This is a genomic window from Ureibacillus suwonensis (assembly GCF_042655065.1).
Lineage (GTDB): Bacteria > Bacillota > Bacilli > Bacillales_A > Planococcaceae > Ureibacillus > Ureibacillus suwonensis.
Map to the genome: position 1 here is coordinate 1 of NZ_JBHSNQ010000041.1, position 12,547 is coordinate 12,547.

Annotated in this window: 14 protein-coding genes and 1 tRNA gene; 3 read left to right on the top strand and 12 right to left on the bottom strand. The window is 41.8% G+C overall.

Annotation, left to right across the window (positions count from 1 at the left end):
• The 5 genes from ACFPOH_RS04095 to ACFPOH_RS04115 form a co-directional block, all read right to left on the bottom strand.
• The coding region (locus ACFPOH_RS04095; RefSeq protein WP_390308890.1) for a transposase at nucleotides 1–757 on the bottom strand (757 nt) is incomplete at its 3' end.
• A 199-nt stretch (nucleotides 758–956) separates the two neighbouring features.
• Nucleotides 957–1,754 carry an alpha/beta hydrolase family protein gene (locus tag ACFPOH_RS04100; protein WP_342581677.1) on the bottom strand — a complete coding sequence of 266 codons (798 nt, stop codon included), beginning with the start codon at nucleotides 1,752–1,754 and terminating at the stop codon, nucleotides 957–959.
• Nucleotides 1,732–2,205, bottom strand: coding sequence for an NUDIX domain-containing protein (locus ACFPOH_RS04105; protein ID WP_342468868.1), 474 nt, complete (start codon nucleotides 2,203–2,205; stop codon nucleotides 1,732–1,734). Before ACFPOH_RS04105 ends, ACFPOH_RS04100 begins: the two co-directional genes overlap by 23 nt.
• Before the next feature lie 50 nt (nucleotides 2,206–2,255).
• Nucleotides 2,256–2,576, bottom strand: a complete 321-nt coding sequence (locus tag ACFPOH_RS04110; protein ID WP_342468867.1) for a transposase — start codon at nucleotides 2,574–2,576, stop codon at nucleotides 2,256–2,258.
• A gap of 101 nt (nucleotides 2,577–2,677) precedes the next feature.
• Complete coding sequence (locus tag ACFPOH_RS04115; protein ID WP_342468866.1) at nucleotides 2,678–3,121, bottom strand: Dps family protein; 444 nt, start codon at nucleotides 3,119–3,121, stop codon at nucleotides 2,678–2,680.
• A 187-nt stretch (nucleotides 3,122–3,308) separates the two neighbouring features.
• Here ACFPOH_RS04115 and ACFPOH_RS04120 point away from each other — a divergent pair, with 187 nt between their 5' ends.
• The 3 genes from ACFPOH_RS04120 to ACFPOH_RS04130 all read left to right on the top strand — a co-directional run bounded on the left by ACFPOH_RS04120 (nucleotide 3,309) and on the right by ACFPOH_RS04130 (nucleotide 4,757).
• Nucleotides 3,309–3,467, top strand: a complete 159-nt coding sequence (locus ACFPOH_RS04120; protein ID WP_342468865.1) for a hypothetical protein — start codon at nucleotides 3,309–3,311, stop codon at nucleotides 3,465–3,467.
• The gene (yidD, locus tag ACFPOH_RS04125) at nucleotides 3,464–3,697 is read left to right on the top strand and encodes a membrane protein insertion efficiency factor YidD (protein WP_342581678.1); all 234 of its coding nucleotides are present in this window, start codon (nucleotides 3,464–3,466) and stop codon (nucleotides 3,695–3,697) included. Before ACFPOH_RS04120 ends, yidD begins: the two co-directional genes overlap by 4 nt.
• A gap of 106 nt (nucleotides 3,698–3,803) precedes the next feature.
• A complete protein-coding gene (locus ACFPOH_RS04130) occupies nucleotides 3,804–4,757 on the top strand; it encodes a metal ABC transporter solute-binding protein, Zn/Mn family (RefSeq protein ID WP_390308891.1) in 954 nt (317 codons plus the stop codon).
• Between the two features lie 41 nt (nucleotides 4,758–4,798).
• Here ACFPOH_RS04130 and ACFPOH_RS04135 read toward each other — a convergent pair whose 3' ends face one another.
• From ACFPOH_RS04135 to ACFPOH_RS04165, 7 genes are all read right to left on the bottom strand, one after another.
• Nucleotides 4,799–6,235: an o-succinylbenzoate--CoA ligase gene (locus tag ACFPOH_RS04135; protein WP_390308892.1), complete on the bottom strand. Its 1,437-nt coding sequence runs from the start codon at nucleotides 6,233–6,235 to the stop codon at nucleotides 4,799–4,801.
• Between the two features lie 151 nt (nucleotides 6,236–6,386).
• Nucleotides 6,387–7,205 (bottom strand): 1,4-dihydroxy-2-naphthoyl-CoA synthase, encoded by an 819-nt coding sequence (menB, locus tag ACFPOH_RS04140; protein WP_342468861.1) that lies wholly within the window; start codon nucleotides 7,203–7,205, stop codon nucleotides 6,387–6,389.
• Nucleotides 7,206–7,225: 20 nt separating this feature from the next.
• On the bottom strand, nucleotides 7,226–8,035 hold the full coding sequence (gene menH, locus ACFPOH_RS04145; protein ID WP_342581680.1) for a 2-succinyl-6-hydroxy-2,4-cyclohexadiene-1-carboxylate synthase: 810 nt from the start codon (nucleotides 8,033–8,035) through the stop codon (nucleotides 7,226–7,228).
• Nucleotides 8,023–9,744, bottom strand: a complete 1,722-nt coding sequence (menD, locus tag ACFPOH_RS04150) for a 2-succinyl-5-enolpyruvyl-6-hydroxy-3-cyclohexene-1-carboxylic-acid synthase (RefSeq protein WP_390308893.1) — start codon at nucleotides 9,742–9,744, stop codon at nucleotides 8,023–8,025. Before menD ends, menH begins: the two co-directional genes overlap by 13 nt.
• The gene (locus tag ACFPOH_RS04155; protein WP_390308894.1) at nucleotides 9,737–11,116 is read right to left on the bottom strand and encodes an isochorismate synthase; all 1,380 of its coding nucleotides are present in this window, start codon (nucleotides 11,114–11,116) and stop codon (nucleotides 9,737–9,739) included. Before ACFPOH_RS04155 ends, menD begins: the two co-directional genes overlap by 8 nt.
• Before the next feature lie 251 nt (nucleotides 11,117–11,367).
• Nucleotides 11,368–12,300: a dipeptidase gene (locus ACFPOH_RS04160; protein ID WP_342468857.1), complete on the bottom strand. Its 933-nt coding sequence runs from the start codon at nucleotides 12,298–12,300 to the stop codon at nucleotides 11,368–11,370.
• Nucleotides 12,301–12,424: 124 nt separating this feature from the next.
• Nucleotides 12,425–12,496, bottom strand: a tRNA-Glu gene (locus tag ACFPOH_RS04165).
• Between the last annotated feature and the right edge of the window lie 51 nt (nucleotides 12,497–12,547).

A 12,547-nucleotide genomic window follows, 5' to 3' on the forward strand; every position in this document is an offset into this window, starting at 1 on the left:
TGAACGTCGCATCTTGATCTGTTTTGGAATAACTGTTCCGTTCCCCCAAGATGTCCAAGTCTTTTTGGTATTTTTGTTTTCGTAGAATGAAGTCTATTAATTGTTTGTACGCTTGTTTTGGATATTTCCGTTCGCTTCTTAATGCTTTTCGTTCTGTGGCATCGGGCGATGTTTCTATCTTTTGGTCATATTCCTTAATGACTTCATCGACTTGTTGCACCATTTGAGCGAGTTCTTCTACGGACAGTTCTCCCTCATTTTCCCGCTCCATTTCAGGGATGATTTCTTTTTCTAATAGTTCGTTGTATAACTGATTGGACTTTTCAATTAAGTTTTGGTTGTATTTTTCAATGGATTTCTTCCATACGAAAGTAAATTTATTGGCATTCGCTTCAATCTTCGTACCATCGATAAAAATGGCTTCTTGATCGATTAACTTTTCTTCCACCAGTTGGCAACGGAATTGGACAAAACATTGACGAATTAATTCTTTTACTTCCGGATGCACACGAAAACGATTGATNGCTTCAATTTTCCGACCTGAAAAGACTGATTGGGAATAAGCACACAAAATAATTTTTAGCATCATGCGTGGATGATAAGCAGGACAACCTGTATTTCGAAGAAACGGCTGGAAGGCTTCATTTGGAATACTTTCAACTAAATGGTGAATATGGAAGGCAATATCATTTTCTTGTAATTTTATTTCTAAATCTAGAGGTAAAACTAATTGATTCATGTTATAATATTTAAACATAAGGACCCTTCTTTCTGTTAGTTTTGGTGGTAACTTAATTTTAACAGAAGAGGTCCTTATTTTTTATTGAAAAAATGAAGAACAGCTCATGAAATTTCATTCCAAAATTTCATGAGCTGTTTCCATTTTAGAGGGGGTTTTGTCCCAGCCTCTTTTCTTTTGTTCATATTTAAATTTTCGAAAAGGAAAATTCTGATCCCTACTTTTTATTGTCCTTTCCCTTGTCGATCATCCATTTGCAAATGGATTGCACTGTTTCCCGATTGAGATGGGGCGGAAAATGGTGGGCCAACCCTGCCATATACCAAGTCTCGTATGGCTTTCCCGCTTCCTTCAACGCCCTTTCCAATTTATAGGATTGCTCAATGCTTACATTCTGATCTTCGGTGCCATGAATAATGAGAACCGGTGCCTGAATGCGATCGACTTCATATACGGGAGAACGTTCCGCATATATTTCAGGATACTTGTTGGGGGATCCGCCAATCAGCCGCTTCAACGTCCTTCTTAAATCGACCCTTTCATGATAAAGAGCTGCCAGGTCGGATACGCCCGACCATGTAACGGCAGAACGGACATCTTTGCTTAAAATGGCCGTCCATAATGCCATCAATCCCCCTCGGGAAAAGCCGAAAAGATGGACAGAATCAACATTGGCCAAATTCTTCAATACTTCGATTCCATAAAGGGCGTCCAAGCGGTCATCGCCGCCAAACTCGTCCCTCCCTTCTCCCCCCCGATTTCCCCGGTAATAAGGAGCAAATACAACAAAACCATGGGATGCAAATTGGGCAATCCGGGCAGGTCTTACCATCCCCACCGACTGCAATCCGCCGCGCAAGTAAAGCAGCCCTTCATAAGAACCTTCTTCAATGGGCTTTGCAAGCAATCCTTTTACCCGCAATCCATCCGACCAATAAACAATTTCCTCAAGTTCCACATGGGGATTGGGGGAAGGATATTTTCTGATCGATTCAATACTGCCATTCTCTTTCAAAACGCTTCACTTCCTGCATCATCTTTTTCATTCCTGCATCCCTCATATAAAAACTGGCGCCGGGATGATTCAACGCTTCTTCCATCTTCAAAAACAGCCGTCCGCTTGTTTCATATTGTTTCAAAAACGGGTCGATTCTCTCCACTTTTGCAGTAAAAACCGCTTTACAAAAAGGTGGTTGTGCATAAACCGTATAGTGGGCAAACAGTTTCAAATCCTTTATATGTACGCGGGTTTCTTCGTACACTTCCCGCTTCGCTGCTTCCACGAGCGTTTCACCAGGCTCCACTTTGCCTCCCGGAAACTCAACACCGCGTTTTTCATTGATGGCACAAAGCCATTTCCCATCCATTTGGACAAGCACCAGCACATGTCCGGGTTCCATTGGAAAAGGAGGACCACCGAAACTTAATTCCACTTTATTATTGTTTAAATCGTAAAAAGTAAACATCCCTTCAACTCCTATACATACCTATAGTGTAGCGAAGGGATGTGGTTTATTCAATTCCTGAAATAGGGCAATTGTTCTACGAATTCTCTCACTTTTTCATCGCCAAACTCGTGGATTAAGGCATAAATTTTTTTCAATCGGTTATCGATTTCATCATTTTCATCATCCAAATGATACGGAAGATACGGCAAGTGTGCCCTCACCATATTGTCGAATTCCAACGTATTCAACTGATTGAACAGCTTTTTAAAAATAAAAGCTTTTTCCGGTTCCAATTCAATTTTAAACTCGCAAGGTTCCCCGGTAGGAATATAGTTGTACGATTGGTTGAATACATTCACATAAAGCGTTGTCTTTTCGATAGAAATCACCCTCCTTATTTTCATTATGGAGAAAAAAATCGCTGCTATACAAAATCAATAAAAAAACCCCAAAAGTTCGATGAAGGAACTTTTGAGGTCAATACTTCTTTTTATTTTCCCAAGAACGCTGACAACATCCAAACATGCTTTTCAAGGCTTTGGAACGTCGCGTTCAACATATCTTCCGTACGGTCATCCCCTTGATTTGCCGCCTCTTCCATCGCTTCTTTGATCAATTTCATTGTGGATTGGAAATCATCAATAATCGCCTGCACCATTTCTTCCGCATTTTCTGAACCGCTTGCTTCTTTCACTCTCGATAATTCCAAATGTTCTTTCATAGTGGCGACAGGTTTACCGCCTTTTGTCAAAATCCGTTCCGCCACTTCATCCAAATTGGCTGTGATTTCATTGTATAATTCTTCAAACTTTTCATGCAAAGTAAAGAAACTTGGCCCTGTCACATACCAATGGTAATTGTGGAGTTTTGTATATAACACAGAGTAAGTGGATACCAATTCATTTAATTGATCAATTAGTTTATCATTTGCCATAATATCACCTCATTACCATATTTTTCATTCCTAATTTGATTATAACGGAATCTGTGTTTAGAAACCATTACAATTAATTGAATTCTCAAAAAAGTCCTTCAACTGATAGTATGGATATTTTCATTGGATTTATCCGGTTTGTTCATTTATGATTTATATTGATAGGCAGTTAATAGAGGTGATCACTTTGGATAACGGAATTTTAATCGTTGTTGGAATTATTTATTTCATCATCATGATTGGCGCAATTGCCCTTTTTATACATTTCAAAAGAAAAGGCGCTTTGAAACAGACTGTTGATACGAAACATGAACCGAATGTAAGGAATGAACAAACAAAACAATGAAACATCTTTTTATTTGGCTGATCCGTTTTTACAGAAAATTTATTTCTCCACTGACTCCCCCAACGTGCCGGTTTTACCCGACTTGTTCCCAATATGGACTGGAAGCTTTTGAAAAACACGGTGCCATTAAAGGATTCATTTTGACCACGATCCGCATATTGAAATGCCATCCTTTTCATCCCGGGGGTTTTGATCCCGTCCCTGACAAATGGCCTTCGAAAAAAAAATAATTTCGAAGGTTTTTCTTATTGTCTTTTTGACCCGGTTCATGGTATCATTGTTTTCGTGAAATTTATAAATCGTAATCATTACTATTTAAGGAAAAGGAGTCATAAAATGCGAAAATTTTTTATCCTCTCAATGCTTGCGGTGATGCTGCTGTTGACCGCTTGCTCCGGTGATGAGCCAAAACAGCAGGAAAGCGGCCAAATCGACATCTACACAACAGTATATCCACTACAATATTTTTCAGAACAAATAGGGGGGGAATTTGTTAACGTTTCGTCCATTTATCCTCCTGGCGCAAATGAACATACCTTCGAACCTACGCAGAAGGATATGATTGCTTTGGCAGATGCAGACTTGTTTTTCTACATTGGATTAGGTCTGGAAGGATTCGTGGAAAATGCCAAAAAAACGCTGGCCAATGAACATGTAAAATTTGTTCCTGTGGCAGAAAATATCGATGAAGAAGTTTTGCAGACTTCCACTGGCCATTCCCATGAGGAAGCAAGCGAACATGAGGAAGAGCATGATCACCATCACGGAGATATCGATCCGCACGTTTGGCTTTCACCAACGATTTCCAAAGATTTGGCATTAACGATTAAAAACGAACTTGTCAAACAGCTTCCGGAACAGGAAGATACATTCAATAAAAACTATGAGCAATTGGCCAAACGATTGGATGAATTGGATCAACAATTCAAAGCACTTGCGGACAATGCTTCCAAGAAAACTTTCTTCGTATCCCATGCATCCTTTGGCTACATCGCCGGAAATTATGGACTCACCCAAATTCCAGTAGCTGGGTTGAATTCCCAAATCGAACCATCCCAGAAAGAACTTGCGGAAATTGTCGACCTTGCCAAACAATATGATATCCATTATATCCTCTTTGAACAAAATGTATCATCAAAGCTCACATCCATTATTCAAAAAGAAATTGGGGCAGAATCCTTGATGTTGCATAATTTGAGCGTATTGACGGAAGAAGATATCAAAAATAATGAAGATTATTTTACTCTGATGGAAAAGAACCTTCAGACGTTGGAAAAAGCATTGAATTAATGGAAAAAGAGCGGATGACGCCAATCATTCGCTCTTTATCTTTAAGGCAATAATTCCTTCAATTTTCTCCGCATCAATTTATTCGAAGCGTTTCGAGGCAATGAATCTACGATGTGTACTTGTTTCGGCACTTTATATTTTGCCAAATGGACATGGCAATAGTCGATGATTTCATCCGTTGAAACGGCTTGTTTTAATACGACAAAGGCAACCGGCACTTGTCCCCAAGTGGCGTCCTCCACACCGCAAACCCCCGCTTCTTTGACGGCAGGATGCCCCATCAACACATTTTCAACTTCTGCAGGATAAATATTCTCCCCACCTGAAATGATCAGGTCTGAACGGCGGTCAACAACATACAAGTACCCTTCTTCATCCAAATAGCCGATATCTCCTGTATGCAGCCAGCCGTCTTCAGTGGAAGGTTTATTTTCGAACCGCCCTACATAACCCGGTGTCACATGAGGACCGCGGATGCAAATTTCCCCTTCCTGATATGGCCCTTCTGCTCCCAAGATTTTAATTTGATTGAAAAACAACGGCTTTCCGGCTGAACCGATTTTTCGTAAAGCGTCCTCTGCTGGCAAAGTGGCCGTTTGGGAGGAAGTCTCCGTCATACCATAAGTCTGCAGCACTTTCATTCCCCGTTCCTCAGCCCGTCTTAAATAATCGATTGGAACAGGGCCTCCTCCGGCCAAAATCAATTTGAAGGATGGGGAAGCCTTCATTTCATGTTGTTCCAAAACATGCAAAATTCGTTCCAGCATGACCGCCACAAGGGAGATGTGGGTAATCCGTCCGTAAGCAATGTCTTTTGCAATGGATTCGCTGTCAAATTTGCGATACAGCTTTACTTCATTTCCATACAATAAGGAACGGACCAAAATTGAAAATCCGCTGATATGAAAAAGCGGAACAGCACATAACCATACATCCTTTTCTGAAAGGCCGATATTTAAAACGGAAGCGAGGGCATTGGATTGGTGGTTTTCCACCGTTTGCCGGACGCCTTTCGGAAATCCGGTCGTACCGCTGGTGTACATGATGGAAACTGTTTGATCGACCGTCCACTCTTTACTTATTTCGATGGGCTCACAACCGCTATTTTCAATTTCCGAAAATAACAGGAAATTTACATTTTCGGGGATTAAAGCCAAATCGTTGTCATTCACCAGCACATTTGTCACCTGTGCGTCATCGATTTGATACGCCAATTCGCTTTGCGATAATTTTCGGTTTAATATCACCATTTCACATTGCAAATGCATGCATCCGTACATGACAAAGATCGTGTTTGAATCGTTTTCGCCAAGTATGGCAACGCGGCTTCCTTTTTCAATTCCCAAAGCAGCCAGTTGCTTTGCGCGTTCGAAGGAGATTTCCTTGATTTCTTCAAACGTCCATCGCTTTCCTTCAAAAGTTAATCCGATCCGGTTGGGTGTCAAGTTCGCTCGTTGCAAAATCCAATTAGGATACATGAAAATTCCTCCATTTCTCCCCTTCATTTTACTAAAAAAATAGCGCTGATGCCGCAGTAGTGTTTCATTTTCCCGTGAATGAAAAAACTGCCCTGAAAGCAATCACTTTCAAGACAGCCTAATTTCACACCTCTATGCAGCCTTCGAGAAATCATGGGAATCTTGGGAATTTGCCGAAGTCCGGTTTGCGTTTTTCTTTGAACGCATCGCGGCCTTCTTTTGCTTCATCCGTTGTATAGTATAAAAGCGTTGCGTCCCCTGCAAATTGTTGAAGACCGGCAAGTCCGTCGGTATCCGCGTTCATGGCGGCTTTTAAGAAACGGATGGCCGTTGGTGATTTTTCAAGGATTTCTTCGCACCATTTCACCGTTTCATCTTCCAATTGTTCCAAAGGTACAACTGTGTTTACTAATCCCATTTCTAATGCTTCCTGCGCATTATACTGACGGCATAAATACCAAATTTCGCGGGCTTTTTTATGTCCAACGATACGTGCCAAATAGCCGGAACCGTATCCCGCATCGAAGGAACCGACTTTCGGACCAGTTTGTCCAAAAATGGCGTTATCCGCAGCAATTGTCAAATCGCATACTACATGCAATACGTGTCCGCCGCCGATCGCATATCCAGCAACCATCGCGATAACCGGTTTTGGAATGACGCGGATTAGACGTTGCAAGTCCAACACGTTTAAGCGAGGGATATTGTCATCGCCCACATAACCGCCATGGCCGCGCACTTTTTGGTCGCCGCCGGAACAGAAAGCTTTATCTCCTTCACCAGTCAAGATAATGACACCGATATTGGAGTCGTCACGGGCGCGGGAGAATGCATCAATCATCTCTTCTACCGTTTTGGGACGAAACGCATTGCGCACTTCAGGACGATTGATGGTGATTTTTGCAATTCCATTGTAATATTCATACTTGATATCTTCGTAAGTATGTAACGTTTTCCACTCACGAGCCATTTGAGTAACCTCCCCGAATTTTATAAAACTCCCTTAATTATTGTAGCAAATTGTTCCGGATTTTCCACATGAATTGAATGGCCGGCATTCGGAACAATCAAATGTTGTGCATTTGGCAACTGATCCACCATCTGTTCAGCGATGTGAACAAATTTTTGGTCAAGTTCGCCGGTGATAAGGAAAACAGGCATTGAGAGACGGATCAATTTTCGCCAAAGGGAAGCTTGAGCCCCTGTCCCCATTCCGCGCAAACTGTTGGCAAGCCCCGTTTCCGATTGAGATAATCTCTCCTCACGAACGGCTTGCCGCACTTCAGCGGGCAATGTTTTTTGGGAAGCGAAAAGCGGGATATTCTCCCATTTTTCCACGAACCAATGGATTCCCTTTTCCTCAATTTCATCAGCCAATGATTCATCGGATTGTCTTCTGGCAGCTTGCTCTTCTTCAGTCCGGAGCCCCGGTGATGCACTTTCCAATATCAACCGTTTGATCCGTTTAGGGAAACGGGCCGCGTATGACAATGCAACCCTCCCTCCCATCGAATACCCCAATAAAGTGAAATCATGTAAATCGAGTTGATGAAAGATTTCTTCCAAATCTTTCACTTGCTCGATCATCGTGTAACGGGATGGATCTTTTGGGGATTCCGTTTTGCCATGCCCCAATAAATCAATCGTCACAATTTTTATTGAACTTGGCAAGTGTTCGATGACCCTGTGCCATGTTTTCGTAGATCCGGTAAAACCGTGCAATAAAACGATTGTTTCCTTCTCTTTCTCGTGCCAAATTTCCACATTCACTTGAATTCCACGAACCATTAAAGTAGCCATTCTTTCAACTCCGAATGTATTTGTTGCCATAATCTCCGATGCGCTTCTACATTTTCACCCCGGTTTGTCATGATTTCAATCAATCTTAAAGGACGTCCGCTTTTTTCAAAGAGCTTTTCCCTCTCATCAAATTCTTTCATCATGACATAGTCCATCCCATACATATGGGCCACGTCATGGAACTGCAAAGCCGTTGGAGTTCCGAAAAGATCTTCGTAATATTCTTTCACCGTTGCCTGGGATAAATAGGAGAAAATGCCGCCGCCATCATTATTCAACACAATGACCGTCATATTGCATGGCTGATAACGGGTTAACAGAAATGCATTTATATCATGCAATGCCGCCAAATCGCCGATCAGCAAGTAAGTTTCCCGATCTCTCCTTCCCTTGGAGAAACCGAAAGCGGTGGAAATCACCCCATCAATGCCGTTTGCCCCACGGTTTGCAAATATTTGTATATCCCTCTTCGTGGGCAATAAAAAAGTATCGATATCTCTGACCGGCATACTGTTGCTGACAAATAGATCACTTTTTTCAGGCAAATGTTCCAGCAAGTATTGAACGAATGCCCCTTCATCTTTTTCTTGCCCGCTATATGCTTGAATATGCTTCATTGCAATGCGTTCCGCTGATTGCCAAAAAATACGATATTCCTCCTCAATGGATGAATGGACCTCCATCTCCTCCAGCCAACTGCCGATGGAAGCATGGATGGAATGGGTGGAAACCGATGATGAATCCCTGAATAACGGATCCTCATCAATCACCACATAATTTGCCGGCTGCATTTCAGTCAAGAAGATCGTCAAAAATTTTGATACCGGCTGCGCGCCAAAACGAATGACCGTATCACAACCCGCCCGCTTTTTAAACTCTTCGCTTTTCAGAAGCGCATCATAGGTTGCAATCACATACTCCATGCAATCTTCGGGAACATTCCCCCGCATGTTCGATAAACTTTCCACAAGAACCGGCCATTTCAATTTTCGAATAAGCGACCATAAATATGCTGGATGGGTGCCAAGGGCCAGTTCGCCGATGACAATGATCCCCCTTTTTGTTTCCCGAATAATCGATGATAGCGCATTCATCGCTTCCGTGCTTGGTGTGACGGAACTATTGTAACGGGCGGAAAACGTGCTTTTCGGCAATTCGTCCCGGAAATCGATGAGCAACGGCTCCCGGAATGGAACATTCATATGTACCGGACCGAACGGATGGGTGTTAGCAATCCCTACAGCCCGTGCGACATGCCGCTCGATAAACGGCAATGTTTGGCTATGATCATCAGGGATTGGGAATTCAGCAAACCATTTGACATGCTTGCCATATAAATCAAGTTGATTAATCGCTTGTGGAGCACCGACTTCCCGCAATTCATGGGGGCGATCGGCGGTAATGACAATGAGCGGAACCCGGGCATATTTCGCTTCCACAATGGCAGGGAAGTAATTTGCGGCTGCAGTGCCTGAAGTACAGAGCAATACAACCGGTTTCGCCTTTGATTTTGCCAGTCCCAAGGCGAAAAACGCTGCGGATCGTTCATCCACTTGACGGTAAACATTCATTTCTTTCGTTGATGCAAAAGCATAGGCTAGCGGCGTTGAACGTGAACCAGGGCTGATCACCGCATCTTCCACCCCATTTTGTACAAGGGAAGCGACAATTTGATACACATAGTCGGTCAAAATCTTACGTTCACTCATTGAATTGTCCTCCTAGAGCCCTTAACATCGGACGAAACTTCACTAATGTTTCTTCATATTCCGTCATCGGATTGGAATCGGCGACAATACCGCCACCTGCATATAAATAAGCTTTATTGTCAATCAACGCTGCGGATCGGATGGCAACGACAAATTCTCCATTTCCGTCAGCATCCATCCATCCGATTGGCCCTGCGTATAAGCCGCGGTTCATTTTTTCAAATTCCCGGATCATCTGGAGCGCTTTGCTTCTTGGAGCCCCGCCCAAAGCAGGTGTCGGATGCAAATGTTTCACCAATTGCAAAATCGATGCATCTTGGTATAATTTCCCTTCCACAGGCGTATATAAATGTTGGATATCCCGGATTTTCAATAATTTTGGCCGCTTTGGCACTTTATATTGGGCGCAAAGCTTCTTAAAGGTGCTTTCAATCATATCGACTACATATTGATGCTCGATTAAATTTTTGGAATCACTCAACAATTGTTCGCCCAACCATTTATCTTCTTTTGCCGTCGTTCCCCTTCTGATGGAGCCGGCAACACAAGCAGAATAAGCATATTGATTTTCCACTTTCACTAAACGTTCCGGAGTTGCGCCAAAAAACAACAGATTCTTGCGTTCAAGGCCAAACAAAAAACTTTCCGGCTGCTCATTCATGATTTGATAAATGGCTTGGGGAGAGGAGACGGAATCTTTAAACTCCAATTCCAATGAACGGGCAATGACCACTTTATCCGCTTCTTGATTGCGAATCAAATTCGTAACGCTTTCAACGGCTTGAAAATAATCCTCTTTATTCCGTTCATGAACCGATAATATTTCCGGCTTATCATATGTCTTCAATTCTTTCACTTGGGCAGCATGAATCAACCGATCCCGCTCTTCCCTCAATTCATCAAAAAGATTGGATGAATCTTGCTGATCCGTAATCAAATGAATGCTGACATATGTTTTCTCATGCTGTTTAATTAACTGGAAAGTGGCTACCGTAAAGTAGCTTTGAGGGAACCCGTCCCATTCACCGCTTTCCTTATTTTCAGGATCGAAGGTAAAGCCGCCAAACAGTATTGGTTGAGGCTCCTGTTCTTCCATCACAATATTTTTCGTCAATTCTTTCCATTGATATTCGATCTCGTCAAATCTCTGATGACCTAATCTATTCTCAAAGGCGATTGCTTGTCCAAGGCCTACAATCGTCAATGTTTTCTCCCGATTTTGCCAAAAAAATCTTTCCCCTTTATATTTCTTTTCTCCCGCCGCAAAAAATGCCAACGGAGACAATTGATTCACTTCAATCGTTTCAATATAAAAAGACAATTTGTTTGATGCCACTTCAACTTCAGTGGTTTTTAACCACTTATGCTGCATGAAAAAAACCTCCGTAAAAAGCGATTTCTTTTCCATAAAAATAGCAGAATCTTACTTTCTGCTTCTCTATTCCTACTTTTTAATTGCCTTTCCGAACAAGCAATATCTATTTTATCATATCATTTTTTATGTATTAATTATAATACTTTTATCTTTCCTCCAAAGGTTTCTTTCATTCCCCTAAACAAAAAAATTGCCGGAGGGAGACTCTCGGCAACGTAAAACGGAAAACATCCTGTATTGACAAATCTTTATGCCAATTTCTTAACATAATTTAAAAATCCATCTTCTGAAAATAGTTTTACTTCTTCTTTTGTAAATTCATTTCTTAAAGTTTTAATGATATTTGGAAATTCGGAAGCATTTGATAAATTGCTCACGGATAACGGATCCATGCCATCAAAGTCGGAACCAAAACCGATATGTTCCACGCCAACCAAATTTGACAAATATTTTATATGCTCCACTAATTTTTCGATCGTTGTTGTTTCCTTTTCCTTCTCAATCAACGGAGGATAGAAAACAACGTGGATACGCCCGCCTTTTTCAACGAGCATTTTCACCTGCTCATCCGTTAAATTTCTCGGATGGTCGCAAAGTGTCCGGGAGTTGCAATGGCTGGCAATCACATATTTGGCAAGCGGCATTAAATCATAAAATCCTCTTTCGTTCAAATGGGCCACATCAATGATAATATCCCGATCATTTAACAGTTCAATCACTTTTTTCCCAAAAGGTTTTATTCCTTTTGTCGAATCTTCGGATGCCCCATAACCTACTTTATTTTCATAATTCCACGTCAATCCAACAATTTTGACCCCTGCGTCTAAAATGACTCTCAGCTTTTCCATATCATCATCGATGGCATCACAGCCTTCTAAACTTAACACGGCTCCAATTTGACCATCTTCAAGATCATCAATTTGTTTCCAATTTGTAATATGAACCATTCCCGGCTCTTTTAAAACGAATTTATGGAAAGCCTCAATTTGGCGCATTACTTCTTGGAATTTTTGTTCTTTCGGTATGCTTGGATGAATAAAAATGGCAAATACTTGGACTTTTACATTGCCTTCTCTGAGTCTTTCATAATTTGAATAGATTCTGGAATCATTGCGGAAATTGGCATTCTCAAATTGGGCTAATTTTGTTAATACATCACAATGTAAGTCTATTATTTTCATTCAATTCTCTACTCCCCAAAATAATTACTGTCATTATAGTATATAGCATTTCACCAAAAGTTCCACTACGAAGTTCATAGTCACAATAAAAGCCCGGGACAATCCAATGTTGTCCCGGGCTTTATGACCCCTACGGGATTCGAACCCGTGTTACCGCCGTGAAAGGGCGGTGTCTTAACCACTTGACCAAGGGGCCATGTATGAATGGCGGAGAAGGAGGGATTTGAACCCTCGCGCCGGGTTACCC

Bases quoted from the DNA above. Each gene is read 5' to 3' on its own strand.
- ACFPOH_RS04105 (WP_342468868.1), bottom strand. From the start codon at position 2,205: ATGTTTACTTTTTACGATTTAAACAATAATAAAGTGGAATTAAGTTTC.
- ACFPOH_RS04115 (WP_342468866.1), bottom strand. From the start codon at position 3,121: ATGGCAAATGATAAACTAATTGATCAATTAAATGAATTGGTATCCACT.
- yidD (WP_342581678.1), top strand. From the start codon at position 3,464: ATGAAACATCTTTTTATTTGGCTGATCCGTTTTTACAGAAAATTTATT.
- ACFPOH_RS04130 (WP_390308891.1), top strand. From the start codon at position 3,804: ATGCGAAAATTTTTTATCCTCTCAATGCTTGCGGTGATGCTGCTGTTG.
- ACFPOH_RS04135 (WP_390308892.1), bottom strand. From the start codon at position 6,235: ATGTATCCTAATTGGATTTTGCAACGAGCGAACTTGACACCCAACCGG.
- menB (WP_342468861.1), bottom strand. From the start codon at position 7,205: ATGGCTCGTGAGTGGAAAACGTTACATACTTACGAAGATATCAAGTAT.
- menH (WP_342581680.1), bottom strand. From the start codon at position 8,035: ATGGCTACTTTAATGGTTCGTGGAATTCAAGTGAATGTGGAAATTTGG.
- menD (WP_390308893.1), bottom strand. From the start codon at position 9,744: ATGAGTGAACGTAAGATTTTGACCGACTATGTGTATCAAATTGTCGCT.
- ACFPOH_RS04155 (WP_390308894.1), bottom strand. From the start codon at position 11,116: ATGCAGCATAAGTGGTTAAAAACCACTGAAGTTGAAGTGGCATCAAAC.
- ACFPOH_RS04160 (WP_342468857.1), bottom strand. From the start codon at position 12,300: ATGAAAATAATAGACTTACATTGTGATGTATTAACAAAATTAGCCCAA.